Source organism: Croceitalea dokdonensis DOKDO 023 (assembly GCF_001306415.1).
Lineage (GTDB): Bacteria > Bacteroidota > Bacteroidia > Flavobacteriales > Flavobacteriaceae > Croceitalea > Croceitalea dokdonensis.
This window is the reverse complement of the sequence record NZ_LDJX01000004.1, coordinates 211,072-232,309: the sequence shown is the minus strand read 5'-3', so window position 1 is coordinate 232,309 and position 21,238 is coordinate 211,072. Positions and strand designations below refer to the sequence as shown.

Here is a 21,238-nt window from a genome sequence, read left to right as displayed (position 1 = left end):
CTTTGGGAATAATTTAGAGTTCCGTGGCTTCAAGGTTTTCCCAATATTCGTAGGCCCTTCTAAGATGCGGGATAACAATGGTACCGCCAATAAGGGTGGCAATGCCCAAGGTTTCCATCACCTCTTCTTTATTGGCCCCACTTTTTTTGGAGCTCTCTAAATGGTACTTTACGCAATCATCACAACGCATCACGGCAGAGGCCACCAGACCTAACAATTCTTTGGTCTTAACATCTAGGGCACCGGGCATAAATGCGTTGGTGTCCAAATTAAAAATACGTTTGATGAGCTTGTTGTTTTCCGCAAGCAATTTATCGTTCATTTTTGCCCTGTAGGCATTGAACTCCTCTACGTTATTTTGCATATTTTTTGGCTTCTCTCTTTGCGTCACGCTTGATGACCAGTTTAGAAATATAAATACTGACTTGATATAAAATAAGTACCGGAATGGATACCACAATTTGGCTGGCCACATCTGGCGGTGTGATCACCGCAGATAAGATAAGGACCACCACTAAGGCAATTTTACGGTATTTCTTCAATATTTCTGGGGTTACCAGCCCCACTTTGGTCAGAAAATAAATAATGATAGGAAGTTCAAACATGACCCCACATGCAATGACCGATGCCCGGACCGTGGCTATGAACGAACTAATGTCAATTTCGTTGGATACCTCCTGACTTACTTGATAGGTGCCTAAAAAATTAATCGATAAAGGCGCAACTACGTAATATCCAAACAATACTCCTATAAAAAACAAAAGGGATGCCACGAGAATAAAACCCCTGGAGTGCTTACGTTCATTTTGGTGCAGACCAGGACTGATAAAACGCCACACTTCCCACAAAACATAGGGGAACCCCACAATAAAGCCTGCCCAAATAGAGGTCCAAATATGTGCTGAAAATTGGCCGGCCATTGTCCGGTTTTGGATAGTGAACGGTAGGGTATCTGCACAGAACTCTGAGGTAATCCCAAAAAAGGTAGCGATATTACAGAAGAAGCGGTAGGTGGGAAAGTCCATTTTTTTTGGACCGAAAATGACCGTATCAAAAATAAAATCCTTCATAAAAAATGCCACACAAGCAATCAACACTACAGCAAGCACAGAGCGGATTAAATGCCATCGCAATTCTTCCAAATGATCCAAAAAGGACATTTCGTCAGGGTTTTTTGCCACTTTTGCCATTACAGAATCCCTTCTTTTATCAAATTATGAATATGTACTACACCCCGGTAGTCCTCCCCATCAATGACCAACAGCTGGGAGATGCCAAGGTCTTGCATGGTATCCAAGGCTTTTACGGCAAGCGCATCGGAATGGATAAACTTAGGGTTGCTGGTCATGATATCCCTGGCCGTTAGACCGCCAATATTTTCATGACGGTTTAACATTCTTCTAATATCGCCATCGGTCACAATGCCCACTACCTTGTCATCCTCCATCACCGCGGTGACCCCTAACATCTTTTCAGAGATTTCAACGATGACCTCCTTTACCTTTGCCTCTGAACGTACTGCCGGCTTTTGGTTGTTTTCCACAATATCAGAAACACGGAGGTATAACTTCTTTCCTAAAGAGCCGCCAGGGTGGTATTTGGCAAAGTCCGCACTGCTAAAACCCTTAAGTTGGAGCAGACAAATGGCCAAGGCATCGCCCATTACCAATTGGGCCGTTGTGCTGGTAGTGGGGGCCAAGTTATTGGGGCACGCCTCTTTTTCCACATACACATTGATGACATGGTCACACCGTTTCGCCAAGGCAGAATCTAGATTTCCAGTTAATCCGATCAGGGTATTATTTCCCCTTTTGATCAAGGGCAGTAACATTTTAATTTCCTCGGTATTGCCGCTTTTGGAGATGCAAATGACCACATCGTCCTTAAGGATTGTGCCTAAATCCCCGTGAATGGCATCGGCCGCATGCATAAAAATGGCTGGAGTCCCTGTGCTATTAAAAGTGGCCACAATTTTAGTGGCGATCAATGCGCTTTTACCAACGCCCGTAATGACCACACGCCCTTTGGATTTTAAAATACAGTGCACCGCATTTTCAAAATTTTCATCCAAAAGTTCCGCTAGGTTGGTAATAGCATTACCCTCATTTTTAATGGTGTTTTTAGCGATATCGAGAATAGAGAGCCTGTTGTTCAAAGTATGCTAAATCGTTATTACGGTTGTGAACCTAAAAGAATGTATTATCTTTAAGAATACAAAATTAAACAAACATAACTGTTTTCATCTTGCATTTACAATAAAATGGCACACTGCAAAACACGAAATTAAGTAGACACTTTAATCTTTCGTGCTGCCGGTGCCATTAATATTATTCTTTAACGGATTACAACCTATGGGTGCTACCACATACGATCTTCATGCCTCTTTAAAGAAGTACTTTGGTTTCTCAAAGTTTAAAGGGTTACAGGAAGAGGTCATACAAAATATATTGGACCGCAACGATACCTTTGTCATTATGCCCACCGGCGGTGGTAAATCCTTATGTTACCAACTACCAGCTATTATGCAAGAGGGAACGGCCATTGTGGTCTCGCCGCTCATTGCATTGATGAAGAATCAAGTAGACGCCATACGTGGCGTTTCTGCGGAGCATGGAATTGCCCATGTCTTAAATTCCAGTCTTAACAAAACAGAGGTGCGCCAAGTAATGTCAGACATTAGCAATGGTATCACCAAGCTATTGTATGTTGCCCCGGAATCCTTGACTAAGGAGGAATATGTTAATTTCCTACAAACGGTGCCTCTTTCTTTTGTGGCCGTGGATGAAGCGCACTGTATTTCTGAATGGGGCCATGATTTTAGACCGGAATACCGCAACCTAAAAAGTATCATTAGCCGCTTTGATGATGATATCCCAATTATTGGTCTAACCGCCACGGCCACCCCAAAAGTGCAGGAAGACATCATCAAAAATTTGGCAATGACCAACGCCAAGGTGTTTAAAGCCTCCTTTAATAGGCCCAATCTGTTTTATGAAGTACGTCCAAAGACAAAAAATGTAGATGCTGATATTATTCGTTTCGTGAAGCAGAATGAAGGTAAATCTGGAATTATTTATTGTTTGAGCCGAAAACGTGTGGAAGAGCTTGCACAGGTTTTACAAGTAAATGGTGTAAGTGCCGTTCCATATCATGCAGGTTTTGATGCCAAAACCCGATCAAAGTACCAAGATATGTTCTTGATGGAAGATGTGGACGTTGTGGTAGCCACCATAGCGTTTGGGATGGGGATAGATAAACCGGATGTACGTTTTGTGATACATCATGATATTCCTAAGAGTATAGAAAGTTACTATCAGGAGACGGGACGCGCCGGGCGTGATGGTGGTGAGGGGCACTGTTTGGCCTATTACGCTTACAAGGACGTGGAAAAGTTGGAGAAATTTATGTCCAACAAGCCCGTGGCGGAGCAGGAAGTGGGCAATGCCCTGCTACAGGAGATTGTTGCCTATGCGGAAACCTCCATGTCCAGGCGCAAGTTTATCCTACACTACTTTGGCGAGGAGTTTGATGAGGTGCACGGTGACGGTGCGGATATGGATGACAATGCCAGAAACCCAAAGCCCAAAGTGGAGGCCAAGGAGGATGTGGTTAAACTGTTAACGGTGGTCCAAGGTACGCTAGAAAAGTTCAAGACAAAGGAAATTGTAAAGGTCTTGGTAGGCAAGACAAATGCCTTAATTTCCGCACATAAGGTACAGGAAAAGGAGTTTTTTGGTATTGGTGATGACAAGGAAGAGGCTTATTGGATGGCTTTGACAAGACAGGTATTGGTGGCTGGGCTCTTGAAAAAGGAAATTGAACAATATGGGGTACTCCATCTCACCGCAATGGGAACTGCTTTTATAGCGGCACCAGAGTCCTTTATGATGACCAAGGACCATGTGTATAGTGAGGCCAACAACGATGCCATTGTTACGGCGGCAAAGTCAGCCGGCGGTGCTGCGGACGAGAAGTTGTTAAAATTACTGAAAGACCTTCGAAAAAAGGAGGCCAAAAAATATGATGTGCCACCCTTTGTTGTTTTCCAAGATCCATCTTTGGATGATATGGCCCTAAAGTACCCCATTACCGCAGAAGAATTATTAAACATCCATGGAGTGGGGGAGGGAAAGGCCAAGAAGTACGGAAAACCATTTATTGCCCTTATCTCCAGTTATGTGGAGGAACATGAAATTATTAGGCCAGATGACCTGGTGGTTAAAAGTACGGGCGCCAATTCTGCCTTAAAGCTTTACATCATTCAAAATGTGGACCGTAAACTTCCCCTTGACGATATTGCTGCGGCAAAAGGCATAGCCCTTGATCAATTGATTAAGGAAATGGAACAAATTGTCTTTAGTGGTACAAAATTGAATCTTTCCTATTGGGTGGATGAGGTTTTGGATGAAGATCAGCAGGAAGAAATCCATGATTATTTCTTGGAAGCGGAATCCGATTCCATAGATGAGGCCATTGAAGAGTTTGATGGTGATTACGAGGAAGAAGAACTGCGTATTTATCGCTTAAAATTTATGAGCGAGGTGGCCAATTAGAAAAGGATGGAACGATTGCGATTTATAAAAACCCCGTCCAGCACTAATGTTGGACGGGGTTTTTTGAAAGATGTGGTGTTGTTTAAGCTGCGCTTTATCAATTACTGTAAAGAGTCAAAATCACCACTGGCCAAAATTGCTGCGATCGTACCAAAATATAGGATGACAAGGAACAGGTAAATGACTGCAAAGGCGATGCCTATGTAAGACAGCAGCTTGCCTGTCTTTACGTTGCTAACATCCGTATACTGTCCCGGGTTTTCATTGATAAGGCGTTCTGCTGTTTTTGCCTTAACCAGTCCAATAATTCCAAATATCCCACCAAAAGGGCCACAGCAGAATAAGGTCAACACTATGGACAAAATACCCATGGTTAAAATGGTACTGGCTTCCGGTAGGGGTTGTTGGTATTCCGCCATAACCCGTCTACTGATTTAAATACTCATTGAGTTTTTCTTGTATCAATTCTTGGTCATTTGTCATTATCACATCCCAACCAATAATGGAAATCAGCCAAACTACAAATAAGATAAGAGCTAAGCCCAGTATTAAACCTAGGATGCCCAAAATCCTACCGATTTTGGCATTGCCTTCCCCTATATACATACCTGGATTTTCCTTATGCTTTTTTAATGCCGCGTTTCCTAGGATAATGGCCAATAATCCAAATAATACCCCGAAAATACCGTAGCAACAAAATGTTACTAGGGACAGGATACCAAATACGAGAACCAGCGTGGAGTTTGGTAATTTTTCTTGTTCCATAATTTAAATTGTTTATTTAGTTGAAATAATTGTTCATTTTCAAGATATAGCTCAAAACAATGCTACCCACCGTAACAACGGAAAGGAAAATTTTAATGGGATACCCGTTTTTTGGTTTGACCAACATATCGAATACCAAGAAGAAAGCCAAAGCCAAAATCGCATAAATAGCCGGATACATATCAAAAGCAGCCTTAAATTCCCCTTTTGCCAAAAAAACCAAGGAGCGCTGCAGGCCACAACCAGGACAATCCAATCCAAACAACTGCTTGCTCAAACAGGGCAGCATATAATCCTGAATGCCCAGGTAAAGGCCCAAAAGATTGTTTATCATGTCTTAAATTTCACTTTAGGTCGTCAAAATACTACTATTTTTGAATACTGGAATGGCAAACCTCCGTTTTTCTGTAAACAACGCAATACATGACCACTTTTAAACTAGGAGATCAAGTTGAAGTTTTGGACGATGCCATTGTGGGAACCGTAACGGCATTGAACAAGGATACGGTTACCCTAACGGATGTTGATGGTTTTGAGTTTGAGCTTTTGCGCAAACAATTGGTAAAACGGGGAAATGACATACAGGTCACTAATTTTGAGGTAGCACAAATGGTTAAGGAAAAGGAAACCAAAAAACGTGCTAAGGGCCCTACTGTAAAGCCTAAAAAGCGGAATGAGCCCAAAATGGAAGTGGATTTGCACATTCACCAATTAACAACTTCCGTAAGGGGAATGAGCAATTTTGATATGCTGAACCTGCAATTGGAAACCGCCGAGCGCCAATTGGAATTTGCCATTTCCAAAAAAATCCAAAAAATCGTGTTTATCCATGGCATTGGCGAGGGTGTTTTAAAGGAGGAACTCATCTACCTGTTTAAAAAATATCCGGTGGATTTTTACGATGCGGATTACCAAAAATACGGTCTGGGCGCCACGGAGGTCTACGTTTACCAGAATGTTTAGTTGGCCGATGTGGTTACCGTACCAAAATCCGAAACGGTTTGGTCGATAATTTGTTCTCCCAAACTATTTTCCAAAACCAGCCCCTGCAGTTTTATGTTGTGCAGAAATTCAAGGCTGTCCACAGCGGTTGTGGTAATGAGCACTTGGCCTCCCTGCGCGGATATTTGTTCTAGGACACTGGGTTCCACGGGTGGGAAAAGGGAGCAAAAATAAGAGGAATTTACAGTTTCGGAAAAAACGCGGTAGAATAATTGTGAGCCAGAGGTGCTTATGGGACTCTGTATCGTATCGGTGCTTACTTCGTTCCGTAATAGGCCACTGGCCAATTGTAGAATTAACGCTTCATCCTGGTTGATTTTAAAAAATACCCTAGTAGAGGTGGTCAACGGGCTACAGCTCTGTACGCTGGTGTCATCAAAATCAAGGGTCTCAATTTGCAGGTCCCCGTCGTCACAACCAACAATCAACCAACAAAATCCCAAAAGCGCTAAAGCTATTTTTTTCATGGGCATAAAGTTACGGGAAAAGCCGTTTTCTTTTATGGGGTTGGCGCAAATATTAAAATGAAATTAACGCAATAATGGCTATTTTTGGCAAGTTTTGAAAATTCAATATGGCATATGGAAAAGGTTTATTTAGATAATGCGGCCACTACCCAGGTAAGGCCGGAGGTCATCACCAAAATGCAATATGCCTTGGCCACATTTTACGGTAACCCATCTTCTACCCATAGTTTTGGGCGTTCTGCCAAAACAGCAATAGAAAAGGCAAGGAAGACCATTGCAAAATACCTCAATGCCCAACCTTCAGAAATTATCTTCACCTCCGGTGGCACGGAAGCGGACAATATGATATTGCGTTGTGCGGTACGGGACCTAGGGGTGCAAACAATCATCACCTCGCCAATAGAACACCATGCCGTACTCCATACTGCCCAGGAATTGGAAAAGGAGTGTGGCATTCAGGTTTCTTATGTAAAGTTAGACGGTTTTGGCAATCCTGATTCTAACCATCTACGCACGTTATTGGCTGCGGATGACCATAAAAAACTAGTGAGCTTAATGCACGTAAACAATGAGCTTGGAAATATCATTGATATGGATGAGCTAGTGGATATTTGCAAGGAATATGGCGCCTTACTACATTCTGATACCGTCCAATCCGTTGGGCATTTTGAGTGGGACCTTGAAAAGACCCAAGTTGATTTTTTAACCGCGGCCGCGCATAAGTTCCATGGTCCAAAAGGAGTGGGGTTTGCCTACATCAGGAAAACCTCAGGCCTGCGTCCCATGATTTTTGGCGGTTCCCAAGAGCGTGGTGCCCGTGCGGGAACGGAGCCCTTTCATAATATTGTAGGATTAGAGGAAGCTTTTATTGCCGCTTATGATAACCTGGCTGCGGAAAGAGCGTATGTCAGCGGGTTAAAATCATACTTTATAAAACGGCTTAAAGAAGAACTGCCAGAGGTCGCCTTCAATGGGTATTCTGGAGACTTGGATCATAGTACTTATACACTGACGAATGTCCGTCTGCCTTTTGATGCGCAAAAATCATTAATGCTTCTTTTTCATCTGGATCTAAAAGGTATTGCCTGTTCCAAAGGTAGTGCCTGCCAATCTGGGAGCACTATGGGTTCCCATGTGCTTACCGCCATATTACCAGAGAAAGAACTCCAAAAACCATCACTTCGTTTTTCGTTCTCAAAATACAATACCAAAGAGGAGCTAGAATACACCGTGAAGGTCTTAAAGGAATTTTCAACCTCCTAAAGCTGCCAACTTGGTCGGCCAACATAGGCCCTATTTAATCTTAATGTGCGTAGGTGATTGGAATTGTGTGGCCGGGTTACATCGTATTGACCTAAAAGCTTTTCTTATTTTTTCTTTTTGCGCTTTCTTTCCTTGTCGTATGGGAATTTTTTTGCCGCAAGTTTCATCATGCGGTCAATAAGCTCAGAAGTGTTTTTACCCGTTTTTTTGTTGATTTCTTTTTCATAGCGCCAAAGGAGTTTACCGGTGGGGCCGTCACTTATTTTGATGCCGATACGGCCATAGTCACTATCCTCGTTGAAATAATCAAAAAAACTAAATTCCGTAGAGACGCCTTTGGACAGAAGAATGTTTAGGTCTATGCTGCCACTTATAATCCCATCCACCCCCAAAATAGCAGCGAGCTGTTTGGTGGTAAACACATCAATATTGGCATAGGTGATGTTGTTTTGGGCCAGAATGGCGTTGGTATTTTTGGTGTTTTGGAACGCTACGTTGAATCGCTTCTTTTTCTTACGTCTGGAAAAATAACCTTCCAAGGCGTCCTGTACCGCATAGCCCTCTCGTTCTGCCAGTTGTCTATTGTCCTCTGTGGAGATTTTCTCTTTAAGGTTCAGCTGGGTTAAAAACGGCACTATGGCCAATACTTGGTGGTCTGCTGTTAACTCATCAAACCTTCTGCTTTCATAAATATTTTTTTGCCCGTAGCTAGCGGTGCCCGTAAGAACAAAACTAAGGAGGACTAAAAAAAATTGCGTTGCTTTCAAAATTGCATGTGTAGTTTAATGTTAAAAATTCTGGAGGTCAAAAAGTTGGGCACCGCAAACTGTTGCTGGGTATCCACGTCCCGCACCCAGGTGTTGGTGATGGAATTTTGGTTGTTGAACAGATTAAAAATTTCAAAGCCAATATCCAATGCTTTTGCCCTTCTTAACCAATGTTCTTCCCCAAACCTCTTGGTCGCCTTGGCAAAAGTATAGGAAATTCCTAAATCTGCCCTTTGGTAATCCCTTAATCTGTTCTGAAAATCATAGGGGTCCTCATTATTTGGGGAGCCTCCTGGCACGCCAGTATTGTAAACCAAGTTAAGGTATAGTTTTAAATCTGGTATGGTGGGCATATAGTCCTGAAACAATAGGCCCAGTTTTAATCTACTGTCCGTAGGTCTGGAAATAAAGCCTCTGTTATTTTGGTTTTCTTCCGTTCTTAGGTAGCCAATACTTAACCAAGATTCCGATCCGGGAACCAATGCACCGTTCAACCTAAAATCAAACCCATAGGCAAAGGCATTGGCCAAATTATTGGCAAGGTAGCGGATTCTGACATCTTCAATGGTGTAGGGATTTACTTGGGTAAGCCCTTTGTAGTAAAGCTCGCTAGTGAGCAAAAATGGGCGCTCCCAGAGGTTAAAGCTATACTCGTTCCCCAAAACAACGTGAACTGATTTTTGGGCTTCCACTTCTGGGTTAATGTTGCCGTTTAGTGTTCTGAGTTCCCGGTACAGGGCTGGTTGTTGATAGCTGCCAATGGCAAGCCTAAAAAGCACATCCTTTTGCCAGTTGGGCTTTAGGGCCAACTGTGCCCTAGGGCTGATCAGGAATTGGGTGTTGCTTTGAAACCCACGACCGCTTAAATGCCACACCTGTGACCTTAGGCCGAGGTTGTAATAGACATTGGTATTGCCCAAGACAAAGCGGTTGTCCATTTGCATGTAGGCCGAAACCCGGTTGGTTTGGGTAAAGTTGGTGGCCTGTACCTGATCAAACGCCAGAATGGGCGCATCAAAGGGTTCCTCTGGTTGGTTGTTGGGGAGGTTTAGATTTGGCGGCCTAACAAAAAAACCTGCAGAGTCTAAAAATTCCGATTCCCTCAATTGGTCCCTAAAATCCTCATTGGTATAGGAAAGTCCCCAATTGAGTGTTTTCTCCCCTTTTTTTAGGATGCCATGGTGGGTAAGGTTTATGATTAGGGCGTCCAATTGGTTTCTTGCCCTGTTTTGTTGGGCACCTATTCCCCTGGATTGCGTTACTTGACCAAGATTCTCGCTTTCTAAGTTGGTTTCCACGGTACCCAGCTCATATGCGGCAATGATATCGGAAAACTCTTCTTCCGTAGCGTGGTACACAGAGGCCGTAAAATCAACTTTAACATCATTTGTGGGCAAATAATCCAGTTGCAGGGCGGCCATTTCTGTTTGGTATCTATTGTTCTCCCTTCCTTCGTAAAAGACCAAAAGTGCCCTTGGCTCGTTAACCGTACCAAAATTGGTTTGTCTGTTTAAGGGTTCGTTTTCATAGTCGTTTATGGCGAGGTGGGCCAAAAAATTCAGTTTCAATTTTTCAGAGACGGCAAAAGTGAGAAAAGTCTGCGCATCCACAAAGGTGGGATTAACATTGGTCTGCGTCTCAAGGCTATTGATAAAGAGGGCATTGTTCCTATATCTTACCCCGGTGAGGCTAGACCACCTCTTATTGGCAGAAAGGGATTCTAGGGTGGTGCTGATTCCCAGTAAACTGGCATCCAAATCCAAAGAGAAATCTGATGGAATCTTATAGGTAATGTCAAGTACGGACGAGAGTTTGTCCCCATACTTGGCCTGAAAGCCACCCGCTGAAAATTCCAGATTGGAAATCATATTGCTATTGATGAAGCTAAAACCTTCTTGTTGCGCAGAACGGATAAGAAATGGCCTGTAGATTTCTATTCCGTTTACGTATACTAAGTTTTCATCAAAATTACCGCCACGGACATTGTATTGTGTACTGAGTTCGTTGTTAAAGGAAACCCCTGGTAATAGCTTTAAAATATTTTCAACCCCTGCATTTGCCCCTGGGATGTTGCGCACCACTTCTGGCGCAACGGTTAAAACACCATCTAGCTTGCGTTCTCCCGTTGGGGTAACCTCCACCTCTGCGATCTGATACGTCCTCACCTGCATAACGGGGTTAAACTCAAGGGTTTCGTTGGTTTTTAAGATTAAATCTTTAAGCACCACGGCCTCATGACCAACATGGGAAAATGTAATGGTGTTTTTGGTGTCTGCCGTTATTGTTAGTTCATAGCCGCCACCTTGAGTAGTTGTTGCCGTAGCATTTGCGCCACGTATGTTCACATTGGGCAGAGGTTGGTTTTGTTCATCCAATACCACGCCAAAAAGGGTTGCTGTCTGCGCAAGCGCCAAATTCGAGGCAATGAGTAAAAACCAGGTTAAATAGGTTTTTGGGGCTGTCAAAACATTATTTTCTAAAGAAGGTATCCTCAAAGGTAGCAGAATTACCCACATTATCGGTGACCACCACTTTTAGTTCACATTTGGTCTTATTGGTAATCCTATCATCAAAATTATAGGTGATGGTATTGGTTTTTGGTTCGTATTCCATCAGAATCCATTCGCCGTTTAAATAGGCGTCTATGGTGTTAATACCACTTAAATCGTCCATGATTTTAAGACTGAGGTACTTATAATTGCTTAGCCATTCCTTGGGTTTAAAGTTTTTAGGCTGAATTTTTGGGGCTATAGTATCCTTTGCCAATGTGTAAGTGCCCAAGGTCTTAGTTCTGGTACTAAACGTATTTTCCCTTTTATAGGTTCTATTATAGCTTAATCTCCCTTTTTTGGCAATCCTGGCAATGAACAGCTGCTTTCTTTCCTTTTTGCTGTATTTAGAAACGTCAAAAGTGATGGTAAAGTTACGGTGCGCAGGAACAATAGGGGTGTGAATCTGCACGGTATCCGCTCCTTTTTTTAAATCGATAAAGAAATCGTCATAAAACGTACTGGCAGGAAAGTACACTTTGGCACCTCCCAAATCAAAACTTATGGGCTTGCTCGCCTTGATAAAATGGTCTGTTGTTTTAAGGGGAGGTGTTAAGGTCTTATTGCTTTTTTTACCTTCTACTGGAATCATCACTTTTGTGGTATTTCCCTTGAAGTCCGCAATAAGGATGGTCACTTGGTAGGTAAGGCCCTCTTGGACCAAAATTTTCCCATCCAAAAAGAGGTTTTTGTAAATGGAAAGTTTGTTGGCATCGTCCTTAAAGCATTTATGAATACGTTGCCTGTATTTTCCAAAATGTTCGTAATCGATCAAGGTATTGATGTACCTAGTTTCCCCAAAGGAAAAGGTTTCAAAATCATGTTCAGCAGTAACCTTTCCGTTTACCAACTGTTTTACGGAATACACCCCGTTTTTATTGGCCGCCATATCCTGCCGATCAAAACCGTGAAACCCAAAACCTATCATACCCAGTGCAGTGACCTTATCTGCCAAAAAACTACCATCTGCCTGTTTGGTAAAGTTCAATTGTACCTTGTCCTGATTTTGGTTGATATGGGTTCCATTTTCAAGGGCATAGCCGTAAAGCCCCAATAATGTGGGGTCCGTGGCGTCCCTCACCTCATAGCCATACAATAAGGGGTTTGTAGGCTTTTCCGTGATGCTATTTCTAATCTCAAAATGTAGATGGGGCCCAGAAGACCCACCCGTATTTCCGGAGTAGGCAATAACCTCTCCCTGCTTCACCTTAAACTCCCCATAATCGGGGAATACTTCTACTTCATACGATTTTTTACGGTACTGTTCTGCTTTGATGAATGCCTCTATTTCCGGGTTAAATTTCTGCAAATGGGCATAAACGGAGGTGTAACCATTGGGATGCGCCACGTACAAGGCTTTTCCAAAACCCCAAAGGGATACTTTAATCCTGGTTACCGTTCCATCTGCAATGCTATATATTTTTAGCCCTTCCCTTCTTTGGGTCTTAATATCAATACCGGAGTGAAAATGATTGGAACGCAGTTCACCAAACGTTCCTGCCAAAATTACCGGAATATCAACCGGGGGGATAAAGGCATCTTGCGGATATTTCCCTTGCGAAAAAATGAAGGTGGATATTAAACAAATTCCTATGACTATGGATGATCGCATATGTTCTTTTGTAATGTTGTACGAAAGTAGCAATTAGTGGCCAAGGGTAAAAACCATTGCAGCTTGGTTTTGTAACCATTCCCATTGCCAGTAAGGAGTATTTTTCTCCATATGCTTTACCAATTTAGGAAAAGGCTACCGCGCAAAAAACAGCGTTTGCCCCATTATAATATGGGCAAGCCTGTCGCATCCCAATTTTGTTGTGATGATAAATACGTAAAACTATTGGTAGGTTGATGCAGGTTAGTTAACTTTGTTTAGTAAGTATTGTAAAGCGAGCATGGGCGAACTTATTGATATTGTAGATTCGTTAGAAAACAAGATAAGTAAGCTTTTGCACAAGTTAGAGGTGTTGCAACGATCCAACCAACAACTGGAAGAAGCGTTAAAAGAGGCAACTTCCAAGAGTGAACTCGCGCAAGGGTCCATAGAGGTTTGGCAGGAGAAGTACAATTCCTTAAAAATGGCTAGTACAATGCTTGGCAGTAACCAAGATAAAAAAGAAGCAAAGCTCAAAATAAATACGCTAATCCGCGAACTGGACAGTTGTATTGCCCAGTTGGCAGAGTAGTGTTGCACAGTGTAGTATGCAAGAAAAGCTCAAAATAAAGCTTTCCATAGCTGATCGGGTATATCCATTGACGATAGACCCCAAACAGGAGGAAGGTTTAAGAAAAGCGGCTAAAAACATCGATAATTTGGCCAAAAAATTTGAGCAAAACTATGCCGTTCGAGATAAACAGGATGTATTGGCCATGTGTGCCCTACAGTTTGCCTCCAAAATTGAGCAAAGTGGAATAAATGAATCTGAAAACGTAAAGGATGCCCAAGAACGTCTGCAACATCTGGACGAACTATTGCGCACCAAACTGACATCGGAATAAGTTCTTTAAAATAAAATTTACTGCCCACATTGGTATTTATTTTTTGACAAACTCAACGTTATTACATTTAAAAAGGGTGAGTTTAAGTTGTGAAAGCGGGCCCTACTCGTATAGGGATTATTGAGCAGCTTGTTAGCCCTAAACCTGTTATTTAGGAGTTTGTACAAAACTTCAACCGTGTGGGCTTTTTTTTTAACTAAACATTCAATTTCATGGATAATACCATTATCATTATTATAGCTGCAATCGTAGGGTTGGCCTTAGGTTTTGTGATTGCAAAAATGCTTGAAAAGGGAAAGGCCTCAAAGATAATCTCTGGTGCCAAACGTGAAGCGGGCACTATTATCAAAGAGGCCCAAAAAGAAGGGGAGAATATTAAGAAAGATAAGATCTTACAAGCAAAGGAGAAGTTCTTGGAACTAAAAGCAGAGCATGAAAAAGTGATTATTGGCAAGGATAAGAAAATTGCCGAGGCCGAAAAAAGAACCCGAGACAAAGAATCCCAAATAAGTGGTGAACTATCCAAGAACAAGCGCCTTAACGATGAATTGCAGAAGCAGTTAAAGGAGCTTGATTATAAGAGCGAAATACTGGGAAAAAAACAGGCTGAAGTAGAAAAGCTCCACAAAAGCCAAGTACAACAATTGGAGGTGATTTCTGGTTTATCTGCGGAAGATGCTAAGAGCCAGCTATTGGAATCCCTAAAGGATACCGCCAAGACCGATGCCATGGCCTATTTGCAGACCACATTGGAAGAAGCCAAACTCACTGCCCAACAGGAGGCCCGTAAAATTGTCATCAACACCATACAGCGCATTGGTACGGAAGAAGCGGTGGAGAATTGTGTCTCCGTGTTCAATTTGGAGTCGGATGACGTCAAGGGAAGAATCATTGGTAGGGAAGGAAGAAATATTAGGGCCATAGAAGCGGCAACCGGAGTGGAAATTATTGTTGATGATACTCCAGAGGCTATTATTTTATCTTGTTTTGATTCTGTTAGAAGGGAGGTCGCCAGATTGTCCTTGCACCGGTTGGTAACGGATGGTAGAATACATCCGGCCAGAATTGAGGAAATTGTTAAGAAGACGGAAAAGCAGATCAATGAGGAAATTGTAGAGATTGGAAAACGTACCGTAATAGATTTAGGCATCCATGGCTTACATCCAGAATTAATAAAGGCGGTAGGTAGGATGAAATACCGATCCTCGTATGGACAGAATTTATTGCAGCATTCCAGGGAGGTGGCCAAACTTTGTGGAGTGATGGCGGCAGAACTGGGCCTAAACCCTAAAATTGCCAAACGTGCAGGTTTATTGCATGATATAGGTAAGGTTCCAAATACAGAGGTGGAGGTAGAGACCCCACATGCGATACTTGGCATGCAGTGGGCAGAGAAATTTGGAGAGAAAAAAGAGGTTTGTAACGCTATTGGAGCCCACCATGATGAAATTGAGATGACCACCCTGATTTCACCCATTGTACAGGTCTGTGATGCCATTAGTGGAGCTAGGCCTGGCGCAAGAAGGCAGGTTTTGGACTCTTACATCCAACGTCTAAAAGATCTGGAAGACGTGGCATTTGGATTTAACGGTGTCCAAAAGGCATATGCCATCCAAGCTGGCCGGGAATTACGTGTAATCGTAGAAAGTGAAAAGGTGAATGACGATAAGGCAGCTGAACTATCATTTGAAATTTCCCAGAAAATACAAACAGATATGACCTATCCGGGGCAGGTAAAGGTTACGGTTATACGGGAAACTAGGGCGGTGAACGTAGCAAAATAGATATTCCCTAATAGTAAAGACAAAAAATCCCGTTCCATATCTTGGACGGGATTTTTTGTGGTTGCTAATGGGCTGCCTATTTCCCGTCGTATTTGCCCATGTATCTTTTATAAAGTGTGGTCTGGTGCGTTTCCAATGAGATGTCACGACCGTCTATAAAGGCTTTGCTCAACTGGTTGCCCACCATATCCAAAGCATCGCCCTTAGAGATAAATAGGGTGGCACTTTTGCCCACTTCAAGGGTTCCGTAGGTATCATCAATCCCTAATATTTTGGCTGTATTGCCCGTAATCAATTCCAAGGCCTTTTCTTTGTCCAAGCCTTGGGCCGCAACATGGCCGGCATAGAAAGGTAGGTTTCTTGTGGCAAAGTTGGAATCGTCTGTATTTTGTAGCGCTACCAATAGCCCTGCCTCGGATAATAATTTGGGCAGTTTATAGGTAAAATCATAGTCATCATCCTCAAAAAATGGAAGCGTATGGGAATAGCGCACCAAAACAGGAATGTTGTGTTCCTTTAAAAAACTGGCCACTTTATGGGCTTGGTAACCACCCACCAAAACAATTTTCGCCACTCCGGCCGCCTTTGCCTGGGTAATAGCGTCTATGATTTCCTTTTCTCCATGGGCGTAAATGTATAATTTCTGCGCTCCGGAAAATAGCCCTTGCATGGCAGCGTATGCCAAATTTACTTCTTTCGCGGTATCGTTATCATACGCTTTGGCATTTGCCATAAACGTGGCCACCTCTTTAACGTCCTTTTGATAATCCTTATTAGGTTGGAAACCTCTGGGCTCCCCTAGCCACCATCTTCCCCTACGAAAGGTATTGGGCCAGTTTAGGTGGATACCATCATCCGTTTTAACGGCGGCGTCTTCCCAGTTCCAAGCATCAAACTGCACAATGGATGAGGTCCCTGAGATACGCCCTCCCTGCGGGGTAATCTGTGCCAAAAGCACTCCATTGGGTCTCATGCTCTCTACCACCTGTGATTCTGCGTTATAGGCAATAAGGCTGCGTATGTGGGGTAGAATGCCTCCAATTTCATCCTGATCGTCCGTTGCCCGTACCGCATCAATCTCAACCAGTCCCAAGGGTTTTGCGGGTGCAATTAAGCCAGGGTATACGTGTTGCCCCTTGGCATCAATTACTTTTCCGGTTCTGGCAATTTTCATTTTGGCGTCGCCAACAAAAGTCAATTTTCCATCGGCAAACATGATCAAGGAATTCTCTATAATTTTCCCATTGCCCAAATGTGCGGTAGCCCCCTCAATGGTAATGGGTTGCACTTGGGCAGGTGCCGGTGTTTGCTGTCCAATGGCAACCGCTATCCAAAGCATGCAAATGCTGCCAAACACTCTTTTAAGTAGTCTGGGGGAGTGCCCTCGGTTAAGGTTGTTTAAAAAATCGGCTTTCATGTTATTAGATTTTTTAGGATATGTAAATGGTATCATTGTTTTTGTATTATAGGGTTTCACAAACAAACCGTTGTTTTTTGCTCTGTCTGGGCCCTTGTGTTTTGGCTCCGCCGGCTTTTTCATTGAGCATCATGGTAATGAGCTTGTTGCGTTCCTCCTCTATTTTTTTACGCTGTGCTTGATCCTTTTCCATATCAAAATATACCGCTCCCTCAATAAGTGTCATTTCTGATTTGGCATAAATGGACATGGGATAATCTGACCACAGGGCCAGATCTGCATCTTTACCCACCTCAATACTGCCTACCCTATCATCTATGTGCAACAGTTTTGCAGGGTTGAGCGTTACCGTTTTCCAAGCTTCAATCTCTGACATTCCCCCATACTTAATGGTTTTGCCTGCCTCTTGGTTAAGGCGTCTGGACATTTCTGCATCATCACTATTAATGGCAACCGTGACCCCTTGGCTTGCCATGATGGCAGCGTTATAGGGAATGGCATCCTTTACTTCGTACTTGTAGGCCCACCAATCGCTAAAAGTGGAACCGCCCACCCCATGTTCTGCCATTTTATCGGCTACTTTATAGCCTTCCAAAATATGGGTAAAGGTATTCACCTTAAAACCAAAATTCTCTGCTACCTTCATCAGCATATTGATTTCACTTTGTACATAAGAATGACAACTGATAAAACGTTCTCCATTTAGGATTTCTGCCAAGACCTCCAACTCTTCATCATAGCGAAAGGGTTGCCCGGATTTTTTTATGTTATCATATTCCTTGGCCCGTTGAAAGTAGTTCACAAACACCTGTTCTACCCCCATTCTAGTCTGCGGAAAACGCGAGTAGCTTTGCCAGTTGCTCTGTTTTACATTTTCTCCCAGCGCAAATTTTATAAATTTTGGCATGTTGGGAAATAAAAGTCCTTCGGCACTTTCTCCCCATTTTAAGCGGAGTATGGCAGACCGTCCTCCAATAGGATTGGCAGAACCGTGTAATAATTGAATGGTAGTGACGCCACCCGCTAAATTACGGTAGAGATCTATATCATTGGGGTCCACCACATCTGCCATCTTAACCTCTGCAGTAGAGTTATGTCCGGCCTCATTAATGGCAAGCGCCCCAATATGGGAATGTTCATCAATAATGCCTGCAGTTAGATGCTTGCCCGTGGCGTTAATTTCCCTGGCGCCAGAAGATGTAAGGTCTTTACCAATTTTATGGATTTTACCGTCCCGTACCAAAACATCCGTATTTTCCAAAATAGCTTCCCCGGTCCAGACCGTGGCATTTTTAAAGAGCAAACGTTCTTGTTTTGGTTTTTTTGCATATCCATAGCCTATGTTTGGATAGGTCATGGGCACCAACTCGGGTGTTTTTTTTGTTTTTTCCGCGGTCTTCTGCTTCTCTGTAAAGGAGGCGGTTCTCATAGCCTTAAAGTTGCTTGCGCTGCCGTCCGGAAGTACCAGTTTTCCCGTAAGGTTATCACTATCCATGGCTACCTTGGCATTCATCCGGTACATTTTGCCAGACTTATCCTTAAACGAAAAATTGAGCCAATCTCCCTTATAGGCAATTTTAGAGGTTAATGTGGTGCTATCTTTTTTAATTTCAAGTTTCGGATTTGTTGCCTCCCCGGTGATGGACATGGCGTAGGTGCCATCTGCCGTAAGCGTGTAGTCTCCACGTAGGTCTTTTTGATCTTTGTCATTGATGACGTAAGCGCGTCCCTGCACCCAGTTTTCGAAGAGCGTGGTACCTTTTTCAAAGATATCGCCAGAGGTGATTAAAAAATTGGCCTGTTTGCCCGTTTCCAAGGTCCCAACCATGGTTTCTTTTCCCAAAATGGCCGCCGGTACCGTGGTCAAAGCTGCCAAGGCGGTTTTTTTGGAAAGTCCATAATCCAAGGATTTTTGGAGCATTTCCATAAAATTATTGGGTGATGCCAGTCCATGTAGGGTAAAGGAAAAATCAATCCCATTGGCTTCCAGCAACTTTGGATTGTTAGGGGCTAGGTTCCAATGGCGCATATCCTTTAAATTCACATAATTGGCCGCGTAGGGGTCAGACACATCAAAGGCTTTGGGAAAGTTTACCGGGATTACCAAAGTGGCGTTGGCTTGTTTTAAGGCTTCTAGGTGTTGGTATTCATCGCCACCGCCCATAATCGTATATGGAATACCAAATTGCTTTCCAATTTTGGCTGCCCTTAGCACGTTCCCATTTCCGCCGGCGGCAAAAAGTTGTGGTAGTTTTTGATTGGCCAATAATGCCTCAATAGCGCGGTCTTTTGTAGTTACGTTTCCTTTGGCATACCAGTCCACATCATGGTACAACTGGCGAAGTAGGGCCGTGGCGCCCATGAGTGAGGTAGGATAACTCTGTTTTTTTACCACACTTTTGGAAAATGAAAAGTATTGTGCGGATTGATCTTCCAAAATTCGTTCCCCATCAGTGGCCATGCTGTTAAGGGCTACCATAACGCCTGTACCACGGGCAATACCATCCTGCAAGTGGGTATTGACCACACCAAAACCAGATTTGCGCAAGGCTTCGGCTTTTTTATCATCAAATTTAAAATGGGCTATACCTTCAGTTTCTGGCATAATATGGTCGTTCCAGTAGAAACCCTCACGCGTGGCCTCATACTGTGGGGAGCGTCCTCCCCCTTGCCGTTTGGGCTTTTCAATTCCAAAATCGGAAAAAGTATCTATAAAGGAGGGGTAAATGCTTTTCCCCGATAAATCTTGTACTACGGTGTTTTTTGGCAGGTTGACCGATTTACCCACTTGGACCACCTTACCATTCTGAATTAGTAGGGTTCCGTTGGATATGACCTGCGCCAGACTTACATGGATAGTGGCGTTGGTAAAAGCCGTGTAATTGTTGTTTTTTGATTTTACGCCATCATTTTCAGGAAAGTAATCTTGGGAAAATAGCGTTGCACCGCACCAGAGGAGTGCCAGCGATAGCAGTTGCAGTTTCATTTAATTGAGTTTTGAGTTCGTTGCACTAAAGGTAACGGAACAGGTTTAGCTGTGCAACAAAGGGGTTCTTACTTTACATGAATCCAATAATCCTTGTAAAAATTTACTAATAAACCTACTACAGCGTTATAACTTTCTATTCCTTGATTTTGGTTATTGGACTTTAAAAAAGCATCAAAAATCCATTTAAAAACAGGTTCCATGGGATTTTGGTACTGTTTCCAGAAAACTGCAATTTCTTGATAGTTTATTTTTACACCGCTATTAAGTTTATTGTAGATGATTGAGTGCAGCTCATCATCTATCTTTTTTAAGTCTGATAGACAATAACCTAGCACATGGAAAAGCGAGGCATACTTAAAGTAATTATCGTTACTACCGTAGGTAACTAACAAACCTATGAAGTTAGTAGCACTTTCTGATGAATACCCTATTTGATGTCCAATTTCGTGCGCACTTATGGACGGCAATCTTAGTTTAGGTACTATGGTATTGACCTGCGCCTCGTTGGTAAACGGATTTAGATAGCCGCCGTACCCCATATAAGTCAGTGGAGTGGAATAGATGGAAGCTTTTAGGCTAGGTTTAGTATATTTCAGGTTTTCAAATATTGTGGCAGCGTTGCGGTAACCATCAAAGGTTTTCTTGTAAATTTCGTTTATGTTGTAAGGAATTCTTACCGGAACAGTGCTATCTTGTGTGAGTATAACTTGCAAGTAATTAAGCTCCTTAACAGTGTTCAAAGTAAAATTGACTAATTCTTCCTTAGTATACTCAGTTTTAAAACCGAGTTTCTCATTTATGGGTAGTCGATAATAATTCATCCCCCAGAAAAGATGAAAGATAAAGTAGGCAATTGATAGGGTGATGCCCACATGTTGCAGGGTTTCCCTTGGTTTTAGAAACAATAGTTTTCCCCTGACCCATAAATACCTCAATAGGCTCAGTACCAAAATAGTATAAAAAATATCGCCCACGGAAAAGGGAATCCACCCAAATAAAGTCCTCAAAAATTTAGAAAGTACGGGGTATAAACCCTCTGAATAGTATTTTTCTACCAAATCTGGATAATTGCCCCACCACTTTACCAATAAAATTTGTGGAAGTATGGAGAATGCTGCAAAAGTCTTGAGGTTTTTTTTCACGTTACATAGCGCCTAAGAATGAATACTACGGTTCTAACGAATAC

19 protein-coding genes and 1 other RNA gene are annotated in these 21,238 nt (G+C 42.8%); 7 read left to right on the top strand and 13 right to left on the bottom strand.

All coding sequences use genetic code 11. From position 1 onward, the window contains the following. Positions 1 to 13: 13 nt before the first annotated feature. The 3 genes from I595_RS10075 to I595_RS10065 are packed head-to-tail and all read right to left on the bottom strand — an operon-like array spanning position 14 to position 2,155. Positions 14 to 364, bottom strand: a complete 351-nt coding sequence (locus tag I595_RS10075) for a carboxymuconolactone decarboxylase family protein (protein ID WP_054559452.1) — start codon at positions 362 to 364, stop codon at positions 14 to 16. Next, positions 354 to 1,190: a twin-arginine translocase subunit TatC gene (gene tatC, locus I595_RS10070; protein ID WP_054559294.1), complete on the bottom strand. Its 837-nt coding sequence runs from the start codon at positions 1,188 to 1,190 to the stop codon at positions 354 to 356. Before tatC ends, I595_RS10075 begins: the two co-directional genes overlap by 11 nt. Continuing rightward, entirely contained in the window at positions 1,190 to 2,155 is a 966-nt protein-coding gene (locus I595_RS10065; RefSeq protein WP_054559293.1) for a KpsF/GutQ family sugar-phosphate isomerase, read from the bottom strand. The genes tatC and I595_RS10065 overlap by 1 nt, the downstream gene beginning before the upstream one ends. Positions 2,156 to 2,351: 196 nt before the next feature. Here I595_RS10065 and recQ point away from each other — a divergent pair, with 196 nt between their 5' ends. Then, positions 2,352 to 4,553 (top strand): DNA helicase RecQ, encoded by a 2,202-nt coding sequence (recQ, locus tag I595_RS10060; protein ID WP_054559292.1) that lies wholly within the window; start codon positions 2,352 to 2,354, stop codon positions 4,551 to 4,553. A 101-nt stretch (positions 4,554 to 4,654) separates the two neighbouring features. Here the strand turns inward: recQ and I595_RS10055 are convergent, their stop codons facing one another. From I595_RS10055 to I595_RS10045, 3 genes are read right to left on the bottom strand one after another with little or no spacing between them, the layout of a single operon-like run. Next, positions 4,655 to 4,972 (bottom strand): CCC motif membrane protein, encoded by a 318-nt coding sequence (locus I595_RS10055; RefSeq protein ID WP_054559291.1) that lies wholly within the window; start codon positions 4,970 to 4,972, stop codon positions 4,655 to 4,657. Between the two features lie 7 nt (positions 4,973 to 4,979). After that, positions 4,980 to 5,318, bottom strand: coding sequence for a CCC motif membrane protein (locus tag I595_RS10050; protein ID WP_054559290.1), 339 nt, complete (start codon positions 5,316 to 5,318; stop codon positions 4,980 to 4,982). Positions 5,319 to 5,334: 16 nt separating this feature from the next. Further along, on the bottom strand, positions 5,335 to 5,652 hold the full coding sequence (locus tag I595_RS10045) for a DUF2752 domain-containing protein (protein WP_245628264.1): 318 nt from the start codon (positions 5,650 to 5,652) through the stop codon (positions 5,335 to 5,337). Between the two features lie 89 nt (positions 5,653 to 5,741). Here I595_RS10045 and I595_RS10040 point away from each other — a divergent pair, with 89 nt between their 5' ends. Then, entirely contained in the window at positions 5,742 to 6,281 is a 540-nt protein-coding gene (locus tag I595_RS10040) for a Smr/MutS family protein (protein WP_054559289.1), read from the top strand. Here I595_RS10040 and I595_RS10035 read toward each other — a convergent pair. Beyond that, positions 6,278 to 6,787 carry a hypothetical protein gene (locus I595_RS10035; protein ID WP_083467566.1) on the bottom strand — a complete coding sequence of 170 codons (510 nt, stop codon included), beginning with the start codon at positions 6,785 to 6,787 and terminating at the stop codon, positions 6,278 to 6,280. The two genes, I595_RS10040 and I595_RS10035, sit on opposite strands and share 4 nt — an antisense overlap. 114 nt (positions 6,788 to 6,901) lie before the next feature. On the opposite strand from I595_RS10035, the gene I595_RS10030 reads away from it, so the two are divergent. Continuing rightward, positions 6,902 to 8,050, top strand: coding sequence for a cysteine desulfurase family protein (locus I595_RS10030; protein WP_054559287.1), 1,149 nt, complete (start codon positions 6,902 to 6,904; stop codon positions 8,048 to 8,050). 104 nt (positions 8,051 to 8,154) lie between these two features. Here the strand turns inward: I595_RS10030 and I595_RS10025 are convergent, their stop codons facing one another. The 3 genes from I595_RS10025 to I595_RS10015 are packed head-to-tail and all read right to left on the bottom strand — an operon-like array spanning position 8,155 to position 12,978. Beyond that, positions 8,155 to 8,817, bottom strand: coding sequence for a hypothetical protein (locus tag I595_RS10025; protein WP_054559286.1), 663 nt, complete (start codon positions 8,815 to 8,817; stop codon positions 8,155 to 8,157). Then, positions 8,814 to 11,282, bottom strand: coding sequence for a TonB-dependent receptor (locus I595_RS10020; RefSeq protein WP_054559285.1), 2,469 nt, complete (start codon positions 11,280 to 11,282; stop codon positions 8,814 to 8,816). Before I595_RS10020 ends, I595_RS10025 begins: the two co-directional genes overlap by 4 nt. 4 nt (positions 11,283 to 11,286) lie before the next feature. Then, positions 11,287 to 12,978, bottom strand: a complete 1,692-nt coding sequence (locus I595_RS10015; protein WP_054559450.1) for a M23 family metallopeptidase — start codon at positions 12,976 to 12,978, stop codon at positions 11,287 to 11,289. 280 nt (positions 12,979 to 13,258) lie between these two features. Between I595_RS10015 and I595_RS10010 the strand changes: the two genes are divergently transcribed. The 4 genes from I595_RS10010 to rny all read left to right on the top strand — a co-directional run bounded on the left by I595_RS10010 (position 13,259) and on the right by rny (position 15,646). Further along, the gene (locus I595_RS10010; protein WP_054559284.1) at positions 13,259 to 13,549 is read left to right on the top strand and encodes a hypothetical protein; all 291 of its coding nucleotides are present in this window, start codon (positions 13,259 to 13,261) and stop codon (positions 13,547 to 13,549) included. Between the two features lie 16 nt (positions 13,550 to 13,565). Beyond that, complete coding sequence (locus tag I595_RS10005; protein ID WP_054559283.1) at positions 13,566 to 13,862, top strand: cell division protein ZapA; 297 nt, start codon at positions 13,566 to 13,568, stop codon at positions 13,860 to 13,862. Positions 13,863 to 13,912: 50 nt separating this feature from the next. After that, positions 13,913 to 14,023, top strand: a non-coding RNA gene (gene ssrS / locus I595_RS17150) — 6S RNA. 51 nt (positions 14,024 to 14,074) lie between these two features. Continuing rightward, on the top strand, positions 14,075 to 15,646 hold the full coding sequence (rny, locus tag I595_RS10000; protein ID WP_054559282.1) for a ribonuclease Y: 1,572 nt from the start codon (positions 14,075 to 14,077) through the stop codon (positions 15,644 to 15,646). 76 nt (positions 15,647 to 15,722) lie between these two features. On the opposite strand, the gene I595_RS09995 is transcribed toward rny, so the two are convergent. The 3 genes from I595_RS09995 to I595_RS09985 form a co-directional block, all read right to left on the bottom strand. Continuing rightward, positions 15,723 to 16,985: an amidohydrolase family protein gene (locus tag I595_RS09995; protein ID WP_054559449.1), complete on the bottom strand. Its 1,263-nt coding sequence runs from the start codon at positions 16,983 to 16,985 to the stop codon at positions 15,723 to 15,725. Positions 16,986 to 17,109: 124 nt separating this feature from the next. Further along, positions 17,110 to 20,049: an amidohydrolase family protein gene (locus I595_RS09990; RefSeq protein WP_054559281.1), complete on the bottom strand. Its 2,940-nt coding sequence runs from the start codon at positions 20,047 to 20,049 to the stop codon at positions 17,110 to 17,112. A gap of 68 nt (positions 20,050 to 20,117) precedes the next feature. Further along, positions 20,118 to 21,194 carry a DUF3810 domain-containing protein gene (locus I595_RS09985; protein WP_083467564.1) on the bottom strand — a complete coding sequence of 359 codons (1,077 nt, stop codon included), beginning with the start codon at positions 21,192 to 21,194 and terminating at the stop codon, positions 20,118 to 20,120. Positions 21,195 to 21,238 lie beyond the last annotated feature (44 nt).

Coding starts and splice junctions, on each gene's coding strand:
- I595_RS10030 (WP_054559287.1), top strand. CDS start 6,902: ATGGAAAAGGTTTATTTAGATAATGCGGCCACTACCCAGGTAAGGCCG.
- I595_RS10010 (WP_054559284.1), top strand. CDS start 13,259: ATGGGCGAACTTATTGATATTGTAGATTCGTTAGAAAACAAGATAAGT.
- recQ (WP_054559292.1), top strand. CDS start 2,352: ATGGGTGCTACCACATACGATCTTCATGCCTCTTTAAAGAAGTACTTT.
- I595_RS10075 (WP_054559452.1), bottom strand. CDS start 364: ATGCAAAATAACGTAGAGGAGTTCAATGCCTACAGGGCAAAAATGAAC.
- tatC (WP_054559294.1), bottom strand. CDS start 1,190: ATGGCAAAAGTGGCAAAAAACCCTGACGAAATGTCCTTTTTGGATCAT.
- I595_RS10035 (WP_083467566.1), bottom strand. CDS start 6,787: ATGAAAAAAATAGCTTTAGCGCTTTTGGGATTTTGTTGGTTGATTGTT.
- I595_RS10045 (WP_245628264.1), bottom strand. CDS start 5,652: ATGATAAACAATCTTTTGGGCCTTTACCTGGGCATTCAGGATTATATG.
- I595_RS09990 (WP_054559281.1), bottom strand. CDS start 20,049: ATGAAACTGCAACTGCTATCGCTGGCACTCCTCTGGTGCGGTGCAACG.
- I595_RS10005 (WP_054559283.1), top strand. CDS start 13,566: ATGCAAGAAAAGCTCAAAATAAAGCTTTCCATAGCTGATCGGGTATAT.
- I595_RS09995 (WP_054559449.1), bottom strand. CDS start 16,985: ATGCTTTGGATAGCGGTTGCCATTGGACAGCAAACACCGGCACCTGCC.
- I595_RS10015 (WP_054559450.1), bottom strand. CDS start 12,978: ATGCGATCATCCATAGTCATAGGAATTTGTTTAATATCCACCTTCATT.
- I595_RS10055 (WP_054559291.1), bottom strand. CDS start 4,972: ATGGCGGAATACCAACAACCCCTACCGGAAGCCAGTACCATTTTAACC.
- rny (WP_054559282.1), top strand. CDS start 14,075: ATGGATAATACCATTATCATTATTATAGCTGCAATCGTAGGGTTGGCC.
- I595_RS10040 (WP_054559289.1), top strand. CDS start 5,742: ATGACCACTTTTAAACTAGGAGATCAAGTTGAAGTTTTGGACGATGCC.
- I595_RS10050 (WP_054559290.1), bottom strand. CDS start 5,318: ATGGAACAAGAAAAATTACCAAACTCCACGCTGGTTCTCGTATTTGGT.